The sequence below is a fragment of the Sphaerospermopsis sp. FACHB-1094 genome (assembly GCF_014696195.1).
Taxonomy (GTDB): Bacteria; Cyanobacteriota; Cyanobacteriia; order Cyanobacteriales; family Nostocaceae; genus Sphaerospermopsis; species Sphaerospermopsis kisseleviana.
Window position 1 is genome coordinate 1 of sequence record NZ_JACJPT010000200.1, and the last position, 4,744, is coordinate 4,744.

Sequence of the window (4,744 nt, forward strand, 5' to 3'; positions counted from 1 at the left end):
AATTAGGGGTTGCTGAGAAAGTCTTTCCGTGAGGGCATAGGAGTCAGGAGTCAGGAGTCAGGAGGAGATTTGAAAATTTCTTTGCCATCTCTTGAAATCCCCAAAAATGCACACTTTTTCCGGTATACCCTTCAAAACCCTTGCACTAATTTCTGTGTTTATCAGCCTCTAACCTTTGATACATCAAGGTTTTAGGTTTATTCAGCAAACCCTAAGTAAGTGGGTGTTAAAAATTTTTTCTGTTTCTTGTAGGGGCGAAGCATTCGGGTCTTCGCCCTTACGATTAATGAATCGGTGTTCTAGTTACTGTTTTCCTAAAATAAACTAACAGATACTCACAAAATTTTCCCTTAATATTGTAGGGGTTTAGCATTGCTAAACCCCTACATAATTCTGTTGATATTATGTTGATGGCTATAACTATAGTAGATTTTCGTGTCAAAAAATATGCTGAAAAATAGCATTGTTTGATACCACTTTAATTTTACAAAATATATTCTTAATTACAGCTTTAAAAAGATTTTAGGAAGAAAATGGTGGGGAGAAAAGAATATTATTTAGAATCGGATACAAATCATGGTAGCAATATCAGAGAAAGTTGAACCAAGGTTAACTATACAAACTGTAGAAATTGCTCCTAATACAACAGCGATACGCTCTCTTGATTGGGATCGGGATCGCTTTGATATTGAATTTGGATTGCAAAACGGTACAACCTATAATTCTTATTTAATTAGGGGTGAACAAACAGTTTTAATTGATACTTCTCATCAGAAGTTTCGTCAATTATATTTAGACACTCTCAAAGGTTTAGTTAATCCGAAAACAATTGATTATATAATTGTCAGTCATACAGAACCAGATCATAGTGGTTTGGTAGAAGATGTATTACAATTAGCACCAAGAGCAACTGTTTTAGCTTCTAAAGTAGCATTGCAATTTTTAGAAGGTTTGGTACATGATCCTTTTTCCAAAAGAATTGTTAAAAGTGGCGATCGCATAAATATTGGTCAAGGACATGAAATAGAATTTGTCAGTGCGCCAAATTTACACTGGCCTGATACAATTTTCAGTTTTGATCGCAAAACCCAAATTCTTTATACTTGTGATGCGTTTGGGATGCACTTTTGTGATCATCGCACCTTTGACGAAGATTTAGAAGCAATTGAAGCTGATTTTCGGTTTTATTATGATTGCTTAATGGGTCCCAATGCTCGTTCTTTATTGAATGCAATGAAGAGAATGGGTGAACTAGGTAACATTCAAATTATTGCCAATGGACACGGACCATTATTATATCATCACCTCGATGTTTTAACCGAATATTATCAAAATTGGAGTCAAAGACAAGCGAAAACAGAAACTACGGTTGGTTTGTTTTATGTTTCCGGTTATGGTTATAGTGAGCAATTAGCTCATGCAATTGGTGATGGTTTGCAAAAAGCTGGTGTGGGTTCAGAAGTAGTTGATTTACACACAGCAGATTTTCAAGAAATTCAAGAATTAGCTGGTAGAGCATCAGGTTTAATTATTGGAATGCCACCTACTTCTTCGATTGTAGCACAAGCTGGTATTAGTTCTTTATTAGCTGTAGCAAAAAATAAACAAGTTGTAGGTTTATTTGAATGCTATGGTGGTGATGATGAACCGATTGATACTCTACGTCGTAAATTTATTGACTTAGGAATTAAAGAAGCATTTCCCGCAATTCGTATTAAAGAAATCCCCAACGAAGCAACTTATCAAATTTGTACAGAAGCGGGTACAGATTTGGGACAAAAGGTGGTGCGAGAACGCAACATCAAACAAATCAAATCTCTCGACGTGAACATGGAAAAAGCGTTAGGGAGAATTAGCAGCGGATTATATATTGTTACTGCTAAAAAAGGTGAAATTAGCGGTGCAATGATGGCTTCTTGGGTAGCACAAGCTAGTTTTCAACCATTAGGATTTACCATTGCTGTTGCTAAAGATCGAGCGATTGATAACTTATTACAAATAGGCGATCGCTTTGTGATCAATGTGTTAGAAGAAGGTAATTATCAAGACCTGAAAAAACACTTCCTCAAACGTTTACTTCCTGGTGCGGATAGATTTGCAGGTGTGAAAACTCAAACTGCTAAAAACGGTTCACCAATTTTAACCGATGCACTTGCATACATGGAATGTGAAGTAGTCAGCAAAATTGAATGTAGCGATCATTGGATTTTATATTGCATTGTTGAAGATGGCAAAGTTTCCAAACCAGATGCGCTGACAGCAGTACGTCATCGCAAAGTAGGAAACTACTACTAATTGATAATTGATAATTGATAATTGATAATTGATAATTAATTGTCAATTATCAATTACCTACACAGATATTTTCATGAGAATAATATTTGATAAATATTATGCCTTTTCCTGACTCTATTTCTAACGTTTTCACCTCAGCTAAAAATTGGGTTTCTCAAGTTTTTTATTCACAAGAAAAATCTATGACAGATTCCAAACCACGGGACGTACAAATTTTACCGATCGCCACCAATACCAAAGTTCTCAGAGCTAGGAGTTGGTCACGTCTAAGGTTTGAAGTTGAATATGCACTTTGTCGAGGAACTACCGCAAATTGCTATTTAATAGAAGCCGATAAAACTGCATTAATTGATCCTCCGGGAGAAGGATTTACTAATATTTATTTTGCAGCATTGCAGAATACAGTTAATTTGAGAAAGTTAGATTATGTGATTTTGGGTCATTTTAGCCCTAATCGTATACCAACTTTAAAAGCACTGTTAGAACTTGCACCGCAAATTACTTTTGTTTGTTCTATGGTTGGTGCAAATAATTTGCGTGCATCTTTCCCAGATCAAGATATTAAAGTTTTGATTATGCGGGGGAAAGAAACTTTAGATTTAGGTAAAGGTCATGTTTTGAAATTCTTACCTACTCCTAGTCCCCGTTGGCCAGAAGCACTTTGCACCTATGATCAACAAACCCAAATTCTCTATACTGATAAATTATTTGGGTCGCATATCTGTGGTGATGAAGTTTTTGATGATAATTCAGAAGCTTTTAAAGAAGATCAGCGTTATTACTTTAATTGTTTGATGGCTCCCCATGCAACTCATGTCGAAGCTGCATTAGAAAAAATTTCTGATTTGCAGGTGAGGATGTATGCAGTAGGTCATGGTCCATTGATTCGCACTGGGTTGATAGAATTAACTAAAGCTTATTCTGAATGGAGTCGCGCTCAAAAAGATCGGGAAATTTCCGTAGCGTTACTTTATGCTTCTGCTTATGGTAACACTGCCACTTTAGCACAGGCGATCGCTTGGGGATTAACTAAAGGTGGTGTTGCGGTAAAATCTATTAATTGCGAATTTGCATCCCCTGGAGAAATTCGTGGTACTGTAGAACAGGCAGATGCGTTTATTATTGGTACTCCTACCATCGGTGGTCATGCTCCCACACCCATACACACTGCTTTAGGTATTGTTTTAGCTATTGGTGATAATAGTAAATTAGCAGGTGTCTTTGGTTCTTACGGTTGGAGTGGAGAAGCTTTAGACTTGGTAGAAGGAAAACTGCGAGATGGGGGATATCGGTTTGGGTTTGACACTTTGAAAGTCAAGTTTAAACCCGATGAAGTCACCCTGAAAATGTGCGAAGAAATAGGTACAGACTTTGCACAAAGTTTGAAAAAAGCGAAAAAAATTCGTGTACCACAACAACCTGCAACCCCTGTAGAACAAGCAGTAGGAAGAATAGTTGGTTCTGTATGTGTAGTTGCAGCGAAACAAGGGGAAGTTTCCACAGCAATGCTGGGGACATGGGTATCTCAAGCTACTTTTAATCCTCCAGGAATTACAGTGGCGATCGCCAAGGAAAGAGCCGTTGAATCATTGATGTATCCTGGTGGTAAGTTTGTCCTGAATGTTCTTCCAGATGGTGTTCATGTAGACTACATGAGACATTTCCGTAAAAATTTCGCCCCTGGAGAAGACAGGTTTGCTAATTTCCAAACGGTAGAAGCTGATAATGGTTGTGCAGTCCTGACTGATGCTGCTGCATATTTAGAATGTTCCGTTAACCAACGTCTAGAATGTGGTGATCATTGGGTAGTATATGCCACTGTAGATAATGGTAAATTACTCAAACCGGATACTGTAACTGCTGTTAATCATCGCAAAACCGGTACACATTATTAAAAGGAGTTAGGTAGCATCATAATTGATACTAATTATCTCCAGCTAAGAGAGATTCAGTGTTGCTTGGGGAAGATTTACTGATTAAATTTGTATTGTTATCTACTGCTGAATATCCCAATACACTCAGCATCACAATACTAGCTGCTGCTAAAACGTAGCGTCTACCCAAACTGACTCCGTAGCGCCTTTGTAAAAAATTTTCTTGCACAACATTAAATTTTTGTCGGTTCATCTACTACCTCATTTTTTGTTCTAGCTTTCTGTTTAGTTAGACGTTAATGATGTGTTAGATGTTCACTATCGCATAGAAAATACATAAATCCTTGCTGGTTACAGTTTTGGTAACGGATTTTTACGTTATGTTTTCATAACTTAATTTAAGAGTCAGGAGTTATTAATTTTGGATTTTGGATTTGGGATTTTAGATTTTGGATTATTTTTGTCAGATCCAATCTGCTATATAAAACCTAGACAAAACTAGACTTTACTTTCTACTTCAACGGGAGCATGGGAGCAGTTATCCCTCAGTAGACTTTCACGCCTTAGCCAGACGC

Annotated in this window: 3 protein-coding genes; 2 read left to right on the forward strand and 1 reads right to left on the reverse strand. The window is 37.1% G+C overall.

Going from position 1 to position 4,744, the window contains the following annotated elements; genetic code table 11:
- Nucleotides 1–576 precede the first annotated feature (576 nt).
- Together H6F47_RS26845 and H6F47_RS26850 are read left to right on the forward strand one after the other, a co-directional pair.
- The gene (locus H6F47_RS26845; protein ID WP_137668904.1) at nucleotides 577–2,295 is read left to right on the forward strand and encodes a diflavin flavoprotein; all 1,719 of its coding nucleotides are present in this window, start codon (nucleotides 577–579) and stop codon (nucleotides 2,293–2,295) included.
- A 182-nt stretch (nucleotides 2,296–2,477) separates the two neighbouring features.
- Complete coding sequence (locus tag H6F47_RS26850; protein WP_096572529.1) at nucleotides 2,478–4,190, forward strand: diflavin flavoprotein; 1,713 nt, start codon at nucleotides 2,478–2,480, stop codon at nucleotides 4,188–4,190.
- A 28-nt stretch (nucleotides 4,191–4,218) separates the two neighbouring features.
- On the opposite strand, the gene H6F47_RS26855 is transcribed toward H6F47_RS26850, so the two are convergent.
- A complete protein-coding gene (locus H6F47_RS26855) occupies nucleotides 4,219–4,422 on the reverse strand; it encodes a proteinase inhibitor I4 serpin (protein ID WP_096564985.1) in 204 nt (67 codons plus the stop codon).
- Nucleotides 4,423–4,744 lie beyond the last annotated feature (322 nt).